Origin of the sequence: Pseudomonas kermanshahensis, assembly GCF_014269205.2 — a bacterium.
Lineage (GTDB): Bacteria > Pseudomonadota > Gammaproteobacteria > Pseudomonadales > Pseudomonadaceae > Aquipseudomonas > Aquipseudomonas kermanshahensis.
In genome coordinates this window covers 205,609-222,580 of record NZ_JABWRY020000002.1, presented here as the reverse complement: position 1 = coordinate 222,580, position 16,972 = coordinate 205,609, and the positions used below count along the sequence as shown (strand labels likewise).

The following is a 16,972-nucleotide window of genomic DNA, read 5'->3' as shown; positions in this document are numbered from 1 at the left end:
GTCTCACCAGGTCGAGGGACTAGACACCTCTCAACCTTTCAAAGGCCCGAGCGCATGCATCGGGCCTTTTTTTTTGCCTGCATGATCTAGCGCGGTTGCGCTGCCCCAGGTTTGCGGCACACAACTTGCTCCATAATGCATCCCAACCAACGGGATACCGAGCATGCTGCACAGCCACCTGACCACCCTCAACGCGGTTTCGCTGATCCTCAACGTCTTTCAGGCAGAGGGTTGCGAGGCTTCGGCCTTGCTCGCCGGCAGTGGCATCGGCCCGGCGGACCTGGGGCATGCAGACGCGCGCATCACCACCCAGCAAGAGCTGCAGGTGTGTGCCAATGCCGTCGCCCGGCGCGAAGACATCGGCCTGGAGCTGGGCCAGCGCATGCACGTGTCGTGCTATGGCATGCTCGGTTACGCCCTGCTCTCCAGTGCCACTTTGGGTGACGCCTTGCGCCTGGCGCTGCGCTTTCCGGCACTGCTGGGAACAGTCTTCCAACTGCGCCTGATCGACGACGGCCAGCGTGTCTGGCTCAGCGCCAGCGATTACCGCGACAGCCCGGCGCTGACTGCTTTCAATGCAGAGTTCTGCCTGGTCTCGCTGAAAGTGATTTGCGACGACTTGCTGGGCCGGCCCCTGCCACTGCTTGGCAGCCGCTTCGAGCATGCCCGGCCGGGCTACCACAGCCTCTATACCCGTGCCTTCCAATGCCCAATCGGCTTCGAGGCCGAGGACAACGCGTTTGCCTTCGAGCGGCGCTGGCTGGATACCCCGCTACCATTGGCCGACCCCATTACCCACAAAGCCATGAGCGAGCGCTGCCGACGCCTGAACCTCGAATTCACAGGGCGTCAGGCCTGGCTGGGCAAGATACGCCAGCTGCTGGCCCAGCAACTGGACGCAGCGCCGGGGCTTGAGGGTTTGGCGCGGCAGATGAACTGCTCATCGCGGACCTTGCGCCGGCACCTGCAGGCGCTGGGCAGCAGTTATCAACAGCTGCTCGATGAGCTGCGTTTCGAGCGGGCCAAGCAGTTGTTGGCCGATGAGCAGATGCCGATCTACCGGATTGCCGAAACCTTAGGGTTCAGCGAAACGGCCAGCTTCCGCCATGCATTCCAGCGCTGGAGTGGCGTGGCGCCCAGCCACTTTCGCGGTTGACCTGGGCGGGCCTCTTCGCGGGCAAGCCCGCTCCCACAGGATCTCCACAACTCTGGGATATTGTGGTGTACCTGTGGGAGCGGGCTTGCCCGCGAAAAGGCCGGCACATTAAACCCGGCCAGCGACCTTGGCCACATCGATCCCCTTTTGGCCGTTTGCGTCGTTCTCCGCTACCGGGCTGCCCCTGAAAATGGGCCCACGCCAGTCCAACCGGAGAACAACAATGCTGACGATCTATTCCGATGACCACCGCCTGCACCACGGCCGCTGCGAGCTGATCGACGGCAAGCTGATGCCCTGCTTCGAAATGCCTTCGCGCGCCGACCATGTGCTCGATCAAGTGAACAAGCGCCAGCTGGGCGACGTGAAGGCGCCGGACGACTTCGGCCGCGCGCCGCTGCTGCGCGTCCACAGCGCCGACTACCTGGACTTCTTTGAAGGCGCTTGGGCGCGCTGGGCCGCGTTGGGCCACGAAGGCGACCTGCTGCCTTTCACCTGGCCAGCCCGCACCCTGCGCCAGGTTAAACCCACCGGCCTGCATGGCGAGCTTGGCTACTACAGCTTCGACGCCGGTGCACCGATTACTGCCGGTACCTGGCAAGCCGCCTACAGCGCCGCCCAGGTCGCGCTCACGGCCCAGGCCGCCATCCAGCAAGGCGCCCATGCGGCGTTCGCCCTGTGCCGCCCACCGGGGCACCATGCCGCCGGCGAAGTCATGGGCGGTTACTGCTACCTGAACAACGCTGCCATCGCTGCCCAGGCCTTCCTGGACCAAGGCCGCGCCAAAGTCGCCATCCTCGACGTCGACTATCACCACGGCAACGGCACCCAAGACATCTTCTACAGCCGCAGCGATGTGTTCTTCGCCTCGATCCACGGCGACCCGCAGGACGAATTCCCGTTCTTCCTCGGCTATGCCGACGAAACGGGCGAAGGCGCAGGTGAAGGCTGCAACATCAACTACCCGTTGCCGGCCGGCAGTGACTGGGCCGCCTGGAGCGCAGCGCTGGAAGACGCGTGCCAGCGCATCGCTGCCTACGACGCCGATGTGCTGGTGATCTCGCTCGGGGTGGACACCTTCAAGGACGACCCAATCTCCCAGTTCAAGCTGGACAGCCCTGACTACCTGGAAATGGGCAAACGCATCGCCCAGCTCGGCAAGCCGACCCTGTTCGTGATGGAAGGCGGCTACGCTGTGGAAGAAATCGGCATCAATGCGGTCAATGTGCTGGAAGGTTTCCAGCGCGCCCAGCCAGGAGCCCGATAATGGCCCGACTCAAGCGTCTGCTCGCCCCGATCATCGCTGCCACCCTGTTCACCGGCGCCCTGCAGGCCCAGGCCGAACAGCGCACCCTGCGGGTCTACAACTGGTTCGACTACATCACCCCGCAGACCTTGGTCGACTTCCAGAAAGACAGCGGCGTAAAGCTGATCTACGACATTTTCGACACCAATGAGGCACTGGAAGCCAAGCTGCTGACCGGCAACTCCGGGTATGACGTGGTGGTGCCGTCCAACGTGTTCCTTGCCAAGCAGATCGAGGCTGGCGTGTTCCAGCCACTGGACCGCAGCAAGCTGCCGAACTGGCAACACCTGGACCCGGCACTGATGAAGCTGATCGAGGCCAACGACCCCGGCAACACGTTTGCCGTGCCCTACATGTACGGCACCGTGCTGATCGGCTTCAACCCGGCCAAGGTCAAGGCTGCGCTGGGTGAGAACGCGCCTGTGGACAGCTGGGACCTGATCTTCAAGGAAGAGAACATCGCCAAGCTCAAGCAGTGCGGCGTTGCCTTGCTCGATTCGCCCTCGGAGATCTTGCCACTGGCCCTGCAATACCTGGGCTTGCCGCCCAACAGCGACAAGCCGGCCGACTACAAGAAGGCCGAGGAGCTGCTGCTGAAGATTCGCCCGCACGTGACGTATTTCCATTCCTCCAAGTACATGGCCGACATCGCCAACGGCGACATCTGTGTGGCGGTGGGCTACAGCGGTAGCTTCTCGCAGGCCGCCAACCGGGCCCGCGATGCGAAGAATGGCGTGGTGGTCGACATGCGCCTGCCCAAGGAAGGTGCGCCGATCTGGTTCGATATGCTGGCCATTCCGAAAAACGCCGCCAACGCCGAAGACGCCCACACCTTCATCAACTACCTGCTGCGCCCGGAGGTGATTGCGCCGATCAGTGATTTTGTCGGCTATCCGAACCCGAACAAGGACGCCACCGAGAAGGTGAACCCGGCGATTCGCAATAACCCCAACCTTTACCCGACGGCGGAAGCGATGGCCAAGCTGTACACCCTCAAGCCGTTGCCACGCGATGCCGAGCGCGCGCGCACCAGGGCCTGGACGCGCATCAAGTCCGGCACCTAAATGTATGTAGGCCACAGCTCACATTCGCCAGGCACTGCGCAATCGCATCAGTGCATTGGCGATGTCGCCTTCCGGCACGGCCGCAAACCCCAGCACCAACCCTGCCCGCTTATCCACAGGCACCTCGCTGTCATCCAACCAGTAACTACTCAGTGGATTCACCTCAACGCCAACCGCTTCAGCCTTGGCGACCAAGGCTTGTTCCCGCGCAAAGTTATCCACATCCACCTTCACGTGTAGTCCTGCCGCCACTTCCGGCATGGCGCCCAAGCCTGGAACATCCACAGGCCAGCCCGCCTTGAGCACGTTACGCCGGCTCAACGCCGCCCGGCGCATACGCCGTATGTGCCGCTGGAAATGCCCTTGGGCCATGAACTCGGCCATCACACACTGGCTACTGACCTCCGAATGCCGCATGGCCAACGCCCGCCCCTGGCTGAAGGCCTGCACCAGGCGCCCAGGCAGCACCAGGTAGCCCAGGCGTAACGCGGGGAAGGCAATCTTGCCGAACGTGCCGATGTACAGCACCCGCCCCTGCCGGTCCAATGCCGCGAGCGGTGCCAATGGCGCACCGCTGTAGCGGTACTCGCCGTCGTAATCGTCTTCGATGATCCAACCATCGCTACGCTCGGCCCAGGCCAGCAATGCCAGGCGCCGTGCCAGGCTCATGGTTACCCCGGTCGGGTACTGGTGGGCTGGCGTCACATAGGCCAAGCGGCAGTCCGCCAGCTGCATCAGCCGCTGGCAATCCATACCCTCGTCATCCACTGGCACGCCCATCACCCTGCCACCCGCCACGGCGAAGGTATGCCCGGCGGCCCGGTAGCCCGGGTTTTCCACAGCCACCCCCTCGCCAGGCTGCAACAGCAACTGTGCACAAAGGCTGATGGCCTGCTGTGCACCACTGGTGATCACAATTTGTTCAGCCGTGCACGATAAGCCCCGCGAACGGCGTAAATAGGTGGCAATCAGCTCGCGCAGCTGCAGCTCACCTGCCGGTTCACCGTAGCCCAGCTGCGCAGGGTCCGGGTTACGCCAGAAACCCGCTTGCAGCTTGGCCCAGACGTCAAACGGGAACAGATCGAAGGCAGGAATGCCCACCCGGAATGCGCGCGGCGCACCACTTCTGGGAGGCGGCAAATGGTTACTTTTCAGACGCTCCAAAGGCTCGCTGGTACGCTCACTGCTGGATAAATCCTCAGTCTTTTCCGAGGAAAATGTGGATAACCCTGTTGATAAACCTAGGGATAACCCTGTGGACAGTTGTGTGGATAGTTTATCGAGCTGGGTCACATAGGTGCCGTCCCCCACCCGGCTCTCGATATACCCTTCGGCATACAACTGGTCATAGGCACGCACCACACTGTTGCGCGACAGCGCGAGGATGGCTGCCAGGTCACGGCTGGCCGGTAACCGCGTACCGCTGCTCAAGCGCCCATCCAGCACCCGTGCACGCAAGGCCTGGTAAAGCTGCTGGCTGAGCCCTCGCTGGCGGTCCAGCACGATGCCAGCGGGGTCGAAGGGCAAGATGAGGGGGCGCTTGTTCACCGTATTGGACCTGTCAAATCAGTCATAAATGGATCTTACACAGAACCAATAGCCTGCCTAGGATGGAGCCATTCGACAAGGAACCCACCATGTACAACAGCAAGCCCCACCAGGAACACGACCTCGATCGCCTGCACCAGCACATGGCCGATACTCGCCTTGCCGTGCTTATCAGCCACGGCGAACACGGGCTGCTGGCCACCCACCTGCCGGTGTTGATTGACCCCGAGCAAGGCGAGTTCGGCACGGTCTACGCGCACTTGGCGCGGGCCAATGCTCAGTGGAAAGACCTGGCGCAAGGCACTGAAGCGCTGCTGGTGTTCCCCGGCGCTGACGCTTATGTCAGCCCCAGCTACTACCCCAGCAAGGCCGAGAACCCCAAGGTGGTACCGACCTGGAACTACCTGGCGGTGCACGCCTACGGCCCGGTTGAAGTGATCCACGAAGCCGCGCCCCTGCTGCAGATCGTCAGCCGCCTGACCGACCGTCACGAGCAGGGCCGCAGTGAACCCTGGAAGGTCTCCGACGCCCCCAGCGACTACATCGACGGCATGCTGCGCGCCATTGTCGGCATACGCCTGCCGATCGCCCGCCTGCAAGGCGCCCGCAAGCTCAGCCAAAACCGTTCGGCCGAGGACATCGCAGGCGTGCGTGAAGGCCTGAGCGGCAGTGCCGACTACCCTGACAACCAACTGGCGGCGCACATGCGCCAACTCTGAAGGAAAAGCCCATGCCCAACGTCACTCTGCGCCCCGTCAGCGCCAACGACCATGCAGCCTGGCTTGCCCTGTGGCAGGCTTACTTGCGCTTCTATGAGACCGAATTGGCCGAAGCGATCAGCGCCAACACCTGGCAGCGCCTGCTCGACCCCAACGAGCCCACCCACTCGGCCCTGGCCTGGGTCGATGGCAAGGCCGTAGGAATGGTCAACTGGATCTATCATCGTTCCAACTGGAGCATCGAAAATTCGTGCTACCTGCAGGACCTTTATGTGGATAACACGCAGCGCGGCCTGGGCATCGGCCGCCAACTGATCGAGCATGTCTATGCCACTGCCAAGGCTGCCGGCTGCGCTAAGGTGCACTGGCTGACCCACGAGACCAACGCCACCGCCATCAGCCTGTACCAACAGGTCGCCGAGCGGCCGGGCTTCATTCAATTCCGCAAAGGGCTGTAGGCACGACATGACTGACGCACTGAACTGGAAACCCGCCACCGCGCCCACGGCAGCGCCCATCGAGGGCCGCTTCATCCGCCTGGAAAAACTCGACCCGGCACGCCACGGCGACGACCTCTGGGACGTACTGCAAGGCCCGGATGCCGACCCGGTTCTGTGGGATTACCTGCCTTATGGGCCATTCCCGGAACGCGGCGCCTTCGACCGCTGGCTGCAAGGCAATGCCGCCAGCCCGGACCCGTTGTTCTTTACCGTCATCGACCGCCCCACCGGCCAGGCCCAGGGCATTCTCAGCCTGATGTCGATCGTGCCCGACCATGGCCGCATCGAGATCGGCCACATCGCCTTCGGCGCCGCCATGCAGCGCACGCCCAAGGGCACCGAAGCGGTGTACCTGCTGGGCAAGCGGGCGTTCGAGCTGGGCAACCGCAGGCTCGAGTGGAAGTGCAACAACGCCAATGCCCGCTCCAAGCGCGCGGCAGAACGGTTTGGCTTTGTCTACGAAGGGGTTTTCCGCAAGCACCTGGTGGTCAAGGACCACAACCGCGACACCGCGTGGTACTCGATTACCGATGATGAATGGCCACAGGTAGCGGCAGGGTTCGAGCGCTGGTTGAGTGCCGACAACCAGCGCCCTGAGGGGCAAGCCAGGACGCTGGAAGCCTGCCGCAACGGGTGATCAGGCCAGGTTGGCCTTGAGCGCCGAAATGTGCTCCGGGCCAATCCCACAGCAACCGCCGAGCAGGCTCGCGCCGCGTTGCCGCCAGTTGCTGGCCCAGCTCAGGTAGCCCGGTGGGTCAAGGTCTTCACGCAGCTCATCGAGGCCATCGTTGGCGGTGGCGTCCTTGGGCTGTGGCGGGAAGGCATTGGCGTAGGCGCCGATGGCGATGTCCACGCCCAGGCGCTCGAACGTCTCGCGCGCTACATCCAGCGCCGCGCCAATCACCTCAGGCTGGCTGCAGTTGAACAACAGCGTACTGACACCCAGCCCGGCAATCGCTTCGGCCGCGTCGGCGACCGTTTGTCCGGAACGCAGCCGCGGCACGTCGATGTCACCTTCGTCCTGCAGCGTGAACGATACCCAGAACGGCCTGCCGTCCTGGGGCAGTTGCGCGCCGATGGCCCGAACTTCTTCGATCGAGCTCTGGGTTTCTGCCAGCCACAGGTCCACGTAGGGGGACAGGCCTGCCAGCAGGGGGGTCAGCACTTCGGCGACGCGCTCGGGCTGATACAGGTCCGGGCGATAAGAGCCGAACAACGGCGGCAGCGAACCGGCCACGCGTACCGGCGCGGCAGCCGCATCGGCTGCCGCACGGGCCAATTGCCCCGCCGTTGCAGCCAAGGTGCGCCCTTCCTGGGCGAACCGCTCTTCACCAATATGGAAGGGCACTACCGCATAGCTGTTGCTGGTGATGACCTGAGCCCCGGCCTCGATATACGCCGTATGCACCGCCAGCACCGCCTCAGGTGCTTCGCTCAAGGCCAGCGCTGACCACTCGGGCTGCCGAAACGGCGCACCACGACGCTGCAGCTCTCGCCCCATACCGCCATCCAGAATTACCAGCGATCGTTCGCCCATATGACTATCACTTATATGTTTATGAATAAAATTCATTAGTGTGTAACTTGTTATAACTATTAAATACCCAGCACCGATTGTCCAACAACTTTTTCAGGTACTTCCATGCGCTTGCTTACCTTGCTCGGCACCGGCCTCATCGCCCTGTGTGCCACCACTCAAGCCTTCGCAGGCGCCACGTTGGACCGAGTGGAATCGCGCAAGGAAATGGTCAACGTGCTGATGGAAAGCTATCCGCCGTTCTCGTTCCTGAACGCGCAGAACCAGCTCGATGGTTTTGACGTGGAGGTGGCCAAGGCCGTCGCCGAAAAACTGGGCGTCAAGCTGCGCCTGGAAACGCCGTCCTGGGATGTGATTGCCGCGGGCCGCTGGAGTGGCCGCTACGACCTTTGCATCTGCTCCATGACGCCAAGTAAGGCGCGCGCCGAGGTGTTTGATTTCCCGGTCGAGTACTACGCCTCACCCGCCGTGATCGTGGTCAACGCCAAGGACGATCGCATTCATTCGGCCAAGGACCTGGATGGCCGCAAGGTCGGCTTGACCAGCGCATCCAGCTACGAGAGCTACCTGAACAAGAACCTGGTCATCGAAGGCAACGAAGACAAAAAAATCGATTACCCCTTCGAAATGGTGCAAATCGCCCCCTACGACACCGACAACGTCGCCTTCCAGGACCTGGGCCTGGGTGCCGGCGTGCGCCTGGACGCGATCCTGACCAACCTGGTCACCGCCCAGCCCCGCCTCGACCAGGACAAACGCTTCAAACTGGCCGGCGCGCCGCTTTATGAAGAACCCAACTCGGTGGCCATCGAAAAAGGCGACCCGGAGTGGGATGCCAAGCTGCGCCAAGTTTTCGCCGAGCTCAAGGCCGACGGTACCTTGGCCAAGCTGTCCCAGAAATGGATCGGCGCCGATATCAGTAAATGAGTGCTCATCAACCTGCCCCTCGCCCGACTGCCAAAACCTCGGGCGCTGGACTGTTCGGATTCCGCACACGCCTATACCTGACCTGGGTTGGGCTGTTTGTGCTGTTTGCCGCGTTTTTCCTGAGCTTTGATCTCAAGTTTTCGATCATTGTCGAGAAATTCCCGTATCTGGCGGGGTTCAAGCTGGGGCCGAACGGGTTCTTGCAAGGCGCGGCACTGACCCTGTTCCTGTGCGTGTGCTCCATCGTCGTTTCCGTGGCACTGGGCTTCGCTGCAGCGCTGGCACGCCTGTCGAGCAGCGCAGTGCTACTGGGCATCGCCAGCTTCTACACGTCATTCTTCCGTGGCACACCGCTGCTGATCCAGATCCTGCTGATCTACCTGGGCTTGCCGCAGCTCGGTGTGGTGCCTGGGGCCATCAGTGCCGGCATCATCGCCCTGTCGCTGAACTATGGCGCCTACCTCAGCGAAATCTTCCGAGCCGGCATTCTTGGCGTGGCACCCGGGCAACGCCAGGCGGCGATGGCGCTAGGCCTCGGCCCTGCGCAGATCTTCTGGCACGTCACCCTGCCCCAGGCCATGCGCACCATCATCCCGCCAAGCGCCAACCAGTTCATCTCGATGCTCAAGGACTCGTCGCTGATTTCGGTGATGGGCGTGTGGGAAGTGATGTTCCTGGCCCAGTCCTATGGCCGTTCCAGCTACCGCTACCTGGAGATGCTGACGACCGCAGCGGTGATCTACTGGGTACTGTCGATTTTGCTGGAACTGGTGCAGGCCAAGCTGGAGCGGCATTTTGGCAAGGGCTATCAGCACTGAAAGCCGGCATCGTACAGATATGCATTAAATTGCATATCTTCGCCATGCATCGCTAAAAATATGCAATTTAATGCATAAAAAAGGGGAGCATCCGCTCCCCAGAGGTAAACCGTTTTTAGCTAAAGGTTTTTATCAACCTTCAATCTCGATCAGGATCTCGCCCGGGGTCACGCGGTCGCCCTTGGCCACGTGGATGGCCACGACTTTGCCGGCGATCGCTGCCTGCACTTCGGTCTCCATTTTCATGGCTTCGGTGATCAGCACGGCTTGGCCGGCCTTGACCATATCGCCTTCCTTGACCAGTACATCGACGATGTTGCCAGGCATGGTGGTGCTGACATGGCCAGGGTCGGTGGCCTGCTTACGCTTGCTGCCGCCGCCGCCGACGAACTCGTTGAGCGGCTCGAACACCACTTCTTCCGGCATGCCGTCGATCGACAGGTAGAAGTGACGCTTGCCCTCTGCCTTGACGCCCACACCGGTGATGTCCACACGGTAGGTTTCGCCGTGCACGTCGATGACGAACTCGGTCGGCACGCCTTCGCCGCCAGGTGCGGCAATAGCGCCGGCTTCCGGGATCGGCAACAGGGCTTCGGGGGTCAGGGTGCCGGCTTCACGCTCTTCGAGGAACTTGCGGCCGATGTCCGGGAACATGGCGAAGGTCAGCACGTCTTCTTCGCAGCGAGCCAGGGCGCCGATGTCGTTACGCAGCTTGGTCATTTCTGGCTTGAGCAGGTCGGCCGGGCGCACGTCGATCACTTCTTCGCTGCCAATGGCCTGGCGGCGCAGTTGCTCGTTGACCACGCCCGGGGCCTTGCCGTAACCGCCTTGCAGGTACAGCTTCACCTCGTTGGTGATGGTCTTGTAGCGCTCGCCGGCCAGCACGTTGAAGAACGCCTGGGTACCGACGATCTGCGAAGTCGGGGTGACCAGCGGAGGGAAGCCGAGGTCTTCACGCACCCGCGGGATTTCCGCCAGCACTTCGTTCATGCGGTTGAGGGCGCCCTGCTCCTTGAGCTGGTTGGCCAGGTTGGAAATCATGCCGCCCGGCACCTGGTTGACCTGCACGCGGGTGTCCACCGCAGTGAACTCGCTTTCGAACTGGTGGTACTTCTTGCGCACGGCGTAGAAGTACAGACCGATTTCCTGCAGCAGCTCCAGGTCCAGGCCGGTGTCGAACTCGCTGCCCTTGAGCGCCGCGACCATCGACTCGGTACCCGGGTGGCTGGTGCCCCAGGCGAAGCTGGAGATTGCGGTGTCGATGTGGTCGGCACCGTTTTCCACAGCCTTGAGCTGGCACATGGCAGCCAGGCCAGCGGTGTCGTGGGAGTGGATGAACACCGGCAGCGACTGCTCGGCCTTCAGTGCCTTGACCAGCTCGCCCGTGGCAAACGGGGTCAGCAGGCCGGCCATGTCCTTGATCGCCACCGAGTCGCAACCCATGGCTTCCATCTGCTTGGCCTGGTTCACGAAGGCTTCGATGGTGTGCACCGGGCTGGTGGTGTAGGCGATGGTGCCCTGGGCGTGCTTGCCGGCGGCCTTTACCGCTTCGATGGCCACGCGCAGGTTACGCACATCGTTCATGGCGTCGAAGATGCGGAACACATCGATGCCGTTGACGGCGGCCTTGGCGACAAAGGCTTTGACCACGTCATCGCTGTAGTGGCGGTAGCCCAGCAGGTTCTGGCCGCGCAGCAGCATTTGCAGGCGGGTATTGGGCAGCGCGGCGCGCAGCTTGCGCAGGCGCTCCCACGGGTCTTCCTTGAGGAAGCGCACACAGGCGTCGAAGGTGGCACCGCCCCAGACTTCCAGCGACCAGTAGCCGACTTTGTCGAGCTTTTCGCAGATCGGCAGCATGTCTTCGGTACGCATGCGGGTGGCCAGCAGGGACTGGTGGGCGTCGCGCAGGATCGTGTCGGTTACGTGGATTTTCTTGGACATTATTAGGTTCCTCACAGGCCTGCGTGGGCGGCGATGGCGGCGGCGATGGCCAGGGCCAGCTCTTCGGGTTTGCGCTTGATCGAGTAGTTGGTCAGTTCAGGGTGGCTTTCGACGAAGCTGGTGTTGAACTGGCCGCTACGGAATTCCGGGTTGCGCAGGATTTCCTGGTAATACGCTGCAGTGGTCTTCACCCCTTGCACGCGCATGTCGTCCAGGGCCCGCAGGCCGCGGTCCATGGCTTCTTCCCAGGTCAATGCCCAGACCACCAGTTTCAGGCACATGGAGTCGTAGAACGGCGGAATGGTGTAGCCGGTGTAGATGGCCGTGTCGGTGCGCACGCCTGGGCCGCCGGGTGCGTAGTAACGGGTGATCTTGCCAAAGCTGGGCAGGAAGTTGTTTTTCGGGTCTTCGGCGTTGATCCGGAACTGCAGCGCGTAGCCGCGGTGCTGGATGTCTTCCTGCTTGACCGACAGCGGCAGGCCCGATGCGATGCGGATCTGCTCACGCACGATGTCGATGCCGGTGATTTCCTCGGTGATGGTGTGCTCCACCTGCACCCGGGTGTTCATTTCCATGAAGTACACCTCGCCATCGGCGAGCAAGAACTCCACGGTACCGGCGTTTTCGTAATTCACAGCCTTGGCTGCACGCACCGCCAGGTCGCCGATGTAGGCGCGCTGCTCGGGGGTGAGCTGTGGGCTTGGGGCGATCTCGATGAGCTTCTGGTTGCGGCGCTGGATCGAGCAATCGCGCTCGAACAGGTGCACCACGTTGCCAAAGCTGTCACCGAGAATCTGCGCCTCGATGTGCTTGGGGTTGACGATGCACTTTTCCAGGAACACTTCCGCCGAACCGAAGGCCTTGGTAGCCTCGGAAATCACTCGGGGGAAGTTCTGCTCCAGCTCTTCACGGCTGTTGCAACGGCGAATACCGCGGCCGCCACCGCCGGAGGTGGCCTTGAGCATCACCGGGTAACCGATGCGGTCACCTTCGCTCAGGGCTTCATGGATATCGGCAACGTTACCTTCGGTGCCCGGTGTGACCGGGACGCCGGCCTTGATCATGGTGCGGCGCGCTTCGGTCTTGTCGCCCATGCGGCGAATGACTTCGGCAGCCGGGCCGATGAACTTGATCCCGCGCTCGGCGCAGATCTCTGCCAGTTCAGCGTTTTCCGACAGGAAACCGTAACCCGGGTGCAGGGCATCACAACCGGTTTCGACAGCGAGGTTCACCAGCTTGCGCGGGTTCAGGTACCCGGCCAGCGGCTCGGCACCGATGCTGTGGGCCTCGTCAGCGCGCTTCACGTGCAGCGCATGACGGTCGGCGTCGGAATAGATCGCTACCGAGCGAATGCCCATCTCGGCGCAGGCACGCACGATCCGAACTGCGATTTCACCTCGGTTGGCGATCAGGATTTTTTTTATCACTGGAGTCTTCCCAAAGCCGTAGGAACAGTCGAGCCGGTTCTACCGGTCGGCGCGTGACCAGACGTTGCTGGCCAGTCGCACATTCACCCTAGCGCTGTAGGTCGATAAACAAAAATCAATATTTGTTAGGGGCAGTATTAGCAAAAGCTTATAGTGCCGTAACAAGGTTTTGCCGGAGCCTGGATTAAAATGCGTAAGTCCTTGATGCGTATGACTTTACGTCAGTTACAGATCTTCAACGAAGTGTGCGATTTGCGCTCGTACAGCCGCGCGGCCGAGGAGATGGCGCTCACGCAACCCGCCGTTAGTCTACAGATCCGCCAGCTTGAAGAACTGATCGGCCAGCCGCTGTTCGAGTACGTCGGCAAGAAGCTCTACCTGACCGAAGCGGCCGAAGCGCTGCAGCGCGCCAGCCGCGACATCTTCGGCCGGCTAGAAAGCCTCGACATGCAACTGTCGGACATGCAGGGCTCACTGCAAGGGCAGCTGAAGCTGGCGATCGAGTCCAGTGCCAAGTACTTCGTGCCACACCTGTTCGCCGCCTTCAAGCAACGACACCCGGAGGTCAACCTGACGCTCACGGTGGTCAACCGCGCCCAGGCGATCCGGCGCCTTTCGGACAACCGTGACGACCTGATCATCATGTCCATGGTGCCGCAGGACATGGGCCTGGAATTCCTGCCGTTCCTGAACAACCCGATCGTCGCCGTGGCACCGCCGGACCATCCACTGTGCAAGCTCGAGCACCTGCGCCTGCAAGACCTTGAGCCTCATACCCTGCTGGTCCGCGAACAAGGCTCGGGCACCCGCAAGGCGTGCGAGGAGTACTTCAAGGACAAGCGCGTGCACTTCACCCAGACCCTCGAAGTGGCCTCGGCCGATGCCCAGCGCGAGTGTGTGATCGCAGGCTTGGGCATCGCCCTGCTGACCCGCCATGCGTTGAACATGGAGCTGGCCACGGGGGTGCTGAAAGAGTTGCCGGTGGAGGAACTGCCGCTGTACCGAAGCTGGTGCGTGGTACAGGCCAAGGCCAAGCGGCAGTCACCGGTGGCCCTGGCATTTTTAGCGTTCATCCGCAGCGAACGCGTGCTTATCAGCGCAATTGTGGAGCGTTTTTCGGGGAAGTCGCTGCCGACGCCTGCCACACCGTAAGTGCTTGTAGCTCAGGGTAGTCGGCCAAGTCACGAAGCAATTGACGCTGGTCGCAGTAGCTTTCGATCGCGCGGCGATACTCCATGCGGCGCTGATCCTTTTCCTGCTGCTTGCGAGCCTTGGCGTTGGGTTGGTACGTACCGTCGAAGTCACGAGCCATTGCCTGTCTCCCAGTTAGGATGCGGGAGTTTCAGACTGGCGCTGGCGGTTTACGGTTTTGCGGTGGGGAGGTTACAAAACCATGAATTTTCGCTGGCTTCATGCTCGGACATTGCCCCCGCTGTAGGAGCAGCCTTGTGCTGCGAAGAGGCCATTGATAGCAGCGAAGATTCATGGCGTTTTCACCGGCCTCTTCGCAGCGCCAGGCTGCTCCTACAAAGGGCCGTGCAGATGATCGCGAGGGTCAGTCGTCGGTAGCCTTGATCGACTTGGGCGACAACCGCAGGCTGCGCAAACTGCGCTTCACGCTCTTGAGGTGGTTGACCAGGCTCGGCCCACGCGCCATGGCAACGCCCATGGCCAGCACATCGATCACCACCAGGTGCGCAATGCGGGAGGTCAGCGGGGTATAGATCTCGGTGTCTTCATGCACGTCGATCGCCAAGTTGACGGTGGAAAGCTCCGCCAACGGGGTTGCGCTCGGGCACAGAGTGATCAGGTTGGCGCCACTTTCACGCACCAGGTTGGCGGTGATCAGCAGGTCTTTGGAACGGCCCGACTGGGAAATGCACACCGCTACATCGCCTGGCTTCAAGGTGACCGCCGACATGGCCTGCATGTGCGGGTCGGAATAGGCGGCGGCACTGAGCAGCAGGCGGAAGAATTTGTGCTGGGCATCGGCAGCCACCGCGCCGGACGCGCCAAAACCGTAGAACTCCACACGCTGCGCCTGCGCCATCGCGCTCACGGCCTGCTGCAGCGCCTGCGGGTCGAGGTGCTCGCGCACTTCCATCAGCGTGTGCAAGGTAGTGTCGAAGATCTTCAGGCTGTAATCGGCGACCGAATCATCTTCATGGATCGCGAACTGGCCAAAACTGGCCCCGGCGGCCAGGCTCTGCGCCAGCTTCAACTTGAGGTCCTGGAAACCTGAACAACCTATCGCCCGGCAGAAACGCACGATGGTCGGTTCACTGATACCCACGTTGTGCGCCAAGTCGGCCATCGAGCTGTGCATGACGGCAGCCGGGTCTAGCAGCACGTGGTCGGCCACTTTCAGTTCCGATTTGCGCAGCAGGTGGCGCGATTGGGCGATATGTTGCAACAGATTCACGGGCTGGACTCGGTTATGATCGGCTGGCCGGGATGTAGCTTTCTTGTAGTTATACTACATGGGCGCCAACCCGCCCAGTTAAACGAACGTGGAGAGTGGTGGTTTGACTATTCCTTGCGACATTCTGGTCTTCGGTGGCACCGGCGATCTGGCCCTGCACAAACTGCTTCCAGCGCTCTATCACCTGTTTCGCGAGGCTCGCCTGAACAACGCCGTGCGGATCATCGCCCTGGCGCGGCGCAACCTGCCACGTAACGACTACCTGAAGCTCGCCGAGCGCCACTGCCGGGCGCAAATTGCCCGTAATGACTTCGACGAAGAGGTCTGGCAGCGGTTCTCCGCCCGGCTCGACTACTTCGCCATGGACGCTGCGCAAAGCGCCGACTTCGGCCGCCTGGCACGCTACCTCGGCGAGCCCGGCGGGCTGACGCGGATCTTCTACCTGGCCACCGCCCCCAACCTGTTCGTGCCCATCGCCAACCACCTGCGCATCGCCGGCCTGGCCGACCCCGAGGCCCGTATCGTGCTGGAAAAACCGATTGGCCATTCACACGCGTCCGCCACAGCCATCAATGAAGCGATTGGCGCGGTGTTCGAGGAAACCCAGGTGTTCCGCATCGACCACTACCTGGGCAAGGAGACCGTGCAGAACCTGATGGCCCTGCGTTTCGCCAACGCCCTGCTGGAGCCGGTCTGGCGCAACAGCCAGGTCGACCATGTGCAGATCAGCGTCTGCGAAACCCTGGGTGTGGAGAACCGCGGCGGCTACTACGACCGCGCTGGCGCAACCCGCGACATGCTGCAAAACCACCTGCTGCAGTTGCTGTGCCTGGTGGCCATGGAGCCGCCGGCGCAGTTCGAGGCCGAGGCGGTGCGGGACGAGAAAGTGAAGATTCTACGTGCCCTGAAGCCGATCACCGGCCAGGACGTACAGGACACCACCGTACGCGGCCAATATGGCGCCGGGCGCATCGGCGGGCAGGAAGTGCCGGCGTACTACTTCGAAAAAGACGTGGACAACGACAGCGACACCGAGACCTTCGTTGCCGTGCAGGCCCACATCGATAGCTGGCGCTGGGCCGGCGTGCCCTTTTACCTGCGCACCGGCAAACGCATGGCGCGGCGCTCGTCGCAGATCGTCATCCAGTTCAAGCCAGTGCCCCACGAGCTGTTCAACGGCGGCCAGGTCAACCAGCTGCTGATCCAGCTGCAGCCTGAAGAACGTATCAGCTTGCGCATGATGACCAAGAGCCCTGGCAAGGGCATGCGCCTAGAGCCGGTCGACCTGGACCTGAACTTGGCTCAGGTATTTGGCCAGACGCGCCGCTGGGACGCCTATGAACGCCTGTTGCTGGACATTTTGGAGGGTGATTCGACGCTGTTCATGCGCCGCGATGAGGTCGAAGCGGCCTGGGCCTGGATCGACCCGATCATCAAGGGTTGGGAGGAGCACTTCCAGGCCCCACGCCCCTACGCGGCTGGCAGTAACGGGCCTGAGCAGGCCAACAGCCTGCTGGCGCACCAGGGCAGGCATTGGCACAGCTGAACTGTTTCTGGCTGCGATGATGTTCGTGGGTGCATGACCCTGTGCTCACGCGGCACTTCGT

General features: G+C 62.1%; 16 protein-coding genes. 10 read left to right on the top strand and 6 right to left on the bottom strand.

Going from position 1 to position 16,972, the window contains the following annotated elements; translation table 11 throughout:
- The first annotated feature begins 163 nt into the window (after positions 1-163).
- From HU764_RS25460 to HU764_RS25450, 3 genes are all read left to right on the top strand, one after another.
- Positions 164-1,156, top strand: coding sequence for an AraC family transcriptional regulator (locus tag HU764_RS25460; protein WP_027592117.1), 993 nt, complete (start codon positions 164-166; stop codon positions 1,154-1,156).
- A gap of 223 nt (positions 1,157-1,379) precedes the next feature.
- Positions 1,380-2,423 carry a histone deacetylase family protein gene (locus HU764_RS25455; protein WP_186679364.1) on the top strand — a complete coding sequence of 348 codons (1,044 nt, stop codon included), beginning with the start codon at positions 1,380-1,382 and terminating at the stop codon, positions 2,421-2,423.
- A complete protein-coding gene (locus HU764_RS25450) occupies positions 2,423-3,526 on the top strand; it encodes a polyamine ABC transporter substrate-binding protein (protein ID WP_186679361.1) in 1,104 nt (367 codons plus the stop codon). Before HU764_RS25455 ends, HU764_RS25450 begins: the two co-directional genes overlap by 1 nt.
- 18 nt (positions 3,527-3,544) lie before the next feature.
- Here HU764_RS25450 and pdxR read toward each other — a convergent pair whose 3' ends face one another.
- Positions 3,545-5,074: a MocR-like pyridoxine biosynthesis transcription factor PdxR gene (gene pdxR / locus HU764_RS25445; RefSeq protein WP_186703064.1), complete on the bottom strand. Its 1,530-nt coding sequence runs from the start codon at positions 5,072-5,074 to the stop codon at positions 3,545-3,547.
- 89 nt (positions 5,075-5,163) lie between these two features.
- Here pdxR and HU764_RS25440 point away from each other — a divergent pair, with 89 nt between their 5' ends.
- Genes HU764_RS25440 through HU764_RS25430 form a run of 3 tightly spaced genes read left to right on the top strand, consistent with a single transcriptional unit; the run spans position 5,164 to position 6,930 of the window.
- A complete protein-coding gene (locus HU764_RS25440; protein ID WP_186703063.1) occupies positions 5,164-5,793 on the top strand; it encodes an FMN-binding negative transcriptional regulator in 630 nt (209 codons plus the stop codon).
- 11 nt (positions 5,794-5,804) lie between these two features.
- Positions 5,805-6,251, top strand: a complete 447-nt coding sequence (locus tag HU764_RS25435; RefSeq protein WP_186703062.1) for a GNAT family N-acetyltransferase — start codon at positions 5,805-5,807, stop codon at positions 6,249-6,251.
- 7 nt (positions 6,252-6,258) lie between these two features.
- Complete coding sequence (locus HU764_RS25430) at positions 6,259-6,930, top strand: GNAT family N-acetyltransferase (RefSeq protein WP_186703061.1); 672 nt, start codon at positions 6,259-6,261, stop codon at positions 6,928-6,930.
- On the opposite strand, the gene HU764_RS25425 is transcribed toward HU764_RS25430, so the two are convergent.
- The gene (locus HU764_RS25425; RefSeq protein ID WP_033693890.1) at positions 6,931-7,830 is read right to left on the bottom strand and encodes a homocysteine S-methyltransferase family protein; all 900 of its coding nucleotides are present in this window, start codon (positions 7,828-7,830) and stop codon (positions 6,931-6,933) included.
- Positions 7,831-7,935: 105 nt separating this feature from the next.
- Here HU764_RS25425 and HU764_RS25420 point away from each other — a divergent pair, with 105 nt between their 5' ends.
- Together HU764_RS25420 and HU764_RS25415 are read left to right on the top strand one after the other, a co-directional pair.
- Complete coding sequence (locus tag HU764_RS25420; protein ID WP_186703060.1) at positions 7,936-8,757, top strand: ABC transporter substrate-binding protein; 822 nt, start codon at positions 7,936-7,938, stop codon at positions 8,755-8,757.
- Positions 8,754-9,575 carry an amino acid ABC transporter permease gene (locus tag HU764_RS25415; RefSeq protein ID WP_085272153.1) on the top strand — a complete coding sequence of 274 codons (822 nt, stop codon included), beginning with the start codon at positions 8,754-8,756 and terminating at the stop codon, positions 9,573-9,575. Before HU764_RS25420 ends, HU764_RS25415 begins: the two co-directional genes overlap by 4 nt.
- Positions 9,576-9,707: 132 nt before the next feature.
- Here HU764_RS25415 and oadA read toward each other — a convergent pair whose 3' ends face one another.
- A complete protein-coding gene (oadA, locus tag HU764_RS25410) occupies positions 9,708-11,516 on the bottom strand; it encodes a sodium-extruding oxaloacetate decarboxylase subunit alpha (RefSeq protein WP_027592105.1) in 1,809 nt (602 codons plus the stop codon).
- Positions 11,517-11,527: 11 nt separating this feature from the next.
- Entirely contained in the window at positions 11,528-12,943 is a 1,416-nt protein-coding gene (locus HU764_RS25405) for an acetyl-CoA carboxylase biotin carboxylase subunit (RefSeq protein WP_027592104.1), read from the bottom strand.
- A 189-nt stretch (positions 12,944-13,132) separates the two neighbouring features.
- Here HU764_RS25405 and HU764_RS25400 point away from each other — a divergent pair, with 189 nt between their 5' ends.
- Complete coding sequence (locus HU764_RS25400) at positions 13,133-14,095, top strand: LysR family transcriptional regulator (protein WP_027592103.1); 963 nt, start codon at positions 13,133-13,135, stop codon at positions 14,093-14,095.
- Here HU764_RS25400 and HU764_RS27795 read toward each other — a convergent pair.
- Positions 14,037-14,255: a PA3496 family putative envelope integrity protein gene (locus HU764_RS27795; protein WP_081717438.1), complete on the bottom strand. Its 219-nt coding sequence runs from the start codon at positions 14,253-14,255 to the stop codon at positions 14,037-14,039. The genes HU764_RS25400 and HU764_RS27795 overlap by 59 nt on opposite strands.
- A 243-nt stretch (positions 14,256-14,498) precedes the next feature.
- Positions 14,499-15,365 (bottom strand): transcriptional regulator HexR, encoded by an 867-nt coding sequence (gene hexR, locus HU764_RS25395; protein ID WP_027592102.1) that lies wholly within the window; start codon positions 15,363-15,365, stop codon positions 14,499-14,501.
- A gap of 103 nt (positions 15,366-15,468) precedes the next feature.
- Here hexR and zwf point away from each other — a divergent pair, with 103 nt between their 5' ends.
- Entirely contained in the window at positions 15,469-16,911 is a 1,443-nt protein-coding gene (zwf, locus tag HU764_RS25390; RefSeq protein ID WP_186703059.1) for a glucose-6-phosphate dehydrogenase, read from the top strand.
- The last annotated feature ends 61 nt before the right edge of the window (positions 16,912-16,972 follow it).

Bases quoted from the DNA above. Each gene is read 5' to 3' on its own strand.
- HU764_RS27795 (WP_081717438.1), bottom strand. From the start codon at position 14,255: ATGGCTCGTGACTTCGACGGTACGTACCAACCCAACGCCAAGGCTCGC.
- HU764_RS25435 (WP_186703062.1), top strand. From the start codon at position 5,805: ATGCCCAACGTCACTCTGCGCCCCGTCAGCGCCAACGACCATGCAGCC.
- HU764_RS25460 (WP_027592117.1), top strand. From the start codon at position 164: ATGCTGCACAGCCACCTGACCACCCTCAACGCGGTTTCGCTGATCCTC.
- HU764_RS25430 (WP_186703061.1), top strand. From the start codon at position 6,259: ATGACTGACGCACTGAACTGGAAACCCGCCACCGCGCCCACGGCAGCG.
- oadA (WP_027592105.1), bottom strand. From the start codon at position 11,516: ATGTCCAAGAAAATCCACGTAACCGACACGATCCTGCGCGACGCCCAC.
- HU764_RS25415 (WP_085272153.1), top strand. From the start codon at position 8,754: ATGAGTGCTCATCAACCTGCCCCTCGCCCGACTGCCAAAACCTCGGGC.
- HU764_RS25420 (WP_186703060.1), top strand. From the start codon at position 7,936: ATGCGCTTGCTTACCTTGCTCGGCACCGGCCTCATCGCCCTGTGTGCC.
- HU764_RS25400 (WP_027592103.1), top strand. From the start codon at position 13,133: ATGCGTAAGTCCTTGATGCGTATGACTTTACGTCAGTTACAGATCTTC.
- HU764_RS25440 (WP_186703063.1), top strand. From the start codon at position 5,164: ATGTACAACAGCAAGCCCCACCAGGAACACGACCTCGATCGCCTGCAC.
- HU764_RS25450 (WP_186679361.1), top strand. From the start codon at position 2,423: ATGGCCCGACTCAAGCGTCTGCTCGCCCCGATCATCGCTGCCACCCTG.
- HU764_RS25455 (WP_186679364.1), top strand. From the start codon at position 1,380: ATGCTGACGATCTATTCCGATGACCACCGCCTGCACCACGGCCGCTGC.
- HU764_RS25425 (WP_033693890.1), bottom strand. From the start codon at position 7,830: ATGGGCGAACGATCGCTGGTAATTCTGGATGGCGGTATGGGGCGAGAG.